This window comes from Streptomyces beijiangensis (assembly GCF_017315755.1).
GTDB classification, from domain to species: Bacteria; Actinomycetota; Actinomycetes; order Streptomycetales; family Streptomycetaceae; genus Streptomyces; species Streptomyces beijiangensis.
The window spans coordinates 1-1,514 of record NZ_JAFLRJ010000756.1; the positions used below are offsets into that span (position 1 = coordinate 1).

The following is a 1,514-nucleotide window of genomic DNA, read 5'->3' on the forward strand; positions in this document are numbered from 1 at the left end:
CGGTCTGAACCCGGTGGTGGCCTTCTGGTGGGCGTACGTACTGGCCCGGCCGCTCGGCGCCTCGTTCGCCGACTGGGCGGGGGTGTCCACGGCGCGCGGCGGGCTCGGGTGGGGGACGGGGCCGGTCAGCCTGGCGCTGCTCGTGCCGATCGTCGTGGGCGTGGGATTCCTGGCCAGGAGGCAGCGGGCCGCGCTGTGACGTCACATCCCGAGGGGCTGTTCCGTAAACACCTCACGATCACCCCCGAGGGCCGCGTGCTCCAGGCCCGCGCGGCCGTGGTGCGGTGGGGTTCTCACCTCGGGACGGACCGGGCGAGGCGGAATCCCACGTCGTCGACCCGGTAGCTCGGGTGGCTGCGGCGGCTGGTTCGACGAACACTGGAGCTGCCGTAGACCTCGGGGTCGTACACGTCCCAGCACCAGTCCCAGGCGTTGCCGAGCATGTCGTGCAGGCCCCAGGAGTTGGGCTGTTTGCCGCCCACCGGGTGGATGCGCTCCTGGGAGTTGGCGCGGTGCCAGGCGATCTCGTCGAGCTCCCCGTAGTGCGGGCCGCTCGTGCCCGCGCGGCAGGCGTGCTCCCACTCGGCCTCGGTCGGCAGGCGGTAGCCGTCGGCGGAGGCGTCCCACTCGATGGTCTCGTCGTCGTCGCCGTCTGTGGGGAGCAGGTAGGCGGGCGTGAATCCGTCGCGGGCGGACAGGGCGTTGCAGAAGCGGACGGCGTCCCACCAGGAGACGCTCTCGACGGGGAGAAGGTCTCCGATGGTGGTGCTCGGGCGCAGATCGGTGATCTCCGCGTACAACTGCTGGGTGACGGGGACGGCCGCGAGCCGGTAGGGCGCGAGCTCGACCGCCCAGCTGCGCTGCGTCCGCCGGTCCGACAGTGTGACCTGCCCCGGCGGGACGTCGATCATCTTCTGTGCTGCGCGCGTGTCCCCCATGGGCAGCAGAGCCTATCGGCGCCGGGCCGGACGATCCGTGACCGGGGCGGATAGTCGGGCCAGTGCCCGTGCGGGTGATGTGCCCGCGTTTTGGTTACGCACGGTCAAGCTCGTCCTTATCGTCTTGATCATGGTCGGTACGACACATGGGTCCGCCCACCGGATCTTCCGCGCGGACCCAGAACTCACCCGCCGTGCGCTGCGAAGGGCTGCCGCGCTTATGACATCTGGAGGACGCTGGTGAAGGCCATGCAACCCGACGAGTACGTGGGCGCGGCCGCGACCATGATCCGCGAGAGCGCGGCGAAGAAGGGCCTGGAAGAGGGCCTGGAGAAGGGCCTGGAGAAGGGCGTGCCTCAGGGGGAGGCTCGGGCTCTTCTGCTCGTCCTGGACCGGCGTGGAGTCGATCTCTCTGCCGAGGAGCGTGAGCGGATCTCCTCCTGCGGGGACCAGGCTCAGCTTGAGTCCTGGATCGAGCGTTCTCTCGTCGTCACCACCTCCGCCGAGCTCTTCGCGTAACCGATTTCCCAGTGGGCCCCGTGGTGACGTAGTGTCGTGTTTACCGACGCGGGGTGG

At 69.8% G+C, this 1,514-nt stretch carries 2 protein-coding genes and 1 pseudogene; 2 read left to right on the forward strand and 1 reads right to left on the reverse strand.

Features of this window, described 5'->3' with window-relative positions:
* A pseudogene (locus J0695_RS38880) lies at window positions 1-199 on the forward strand (hypothetical protein); the annotation flags it as partial.
* Between the two features lie 94 nt (window positions 200-293).
* Here the strand turns inward: J0695_RS38880 and J0695_RS38885 are convergent.
* A complete protein-coding gene (locus J0695_RS38885; protein WP_242553741.1) occupies window positions 294-938 on the reverse strand; it encodes a formylglycine-generating enzyme family protein in 645 nt (214 codons plus the stop codon).
* A 240-nt stretch (window positions 939-1,178) separates the two neighbouring features.
* On the opposite strand from J0695_RS38885, the gene J0695_RS38890 reads away from it, so the two are divergent.
* Window positions 1,179-1,457 carry an RpnC/YadD family protein gene (locus J0695_RS38890; RefSeq protein ID WP_206969572.1) on the forward strand — a complete coding sequence of 93 codons (279 nt, stop codon included), beginning with the start codon at window positions 1,179-1,181 and terminating at the stop codon, window positions 1,455-1,457.
* Window positions 1,458-1,514: the final 57 nt, after the last annotated feature.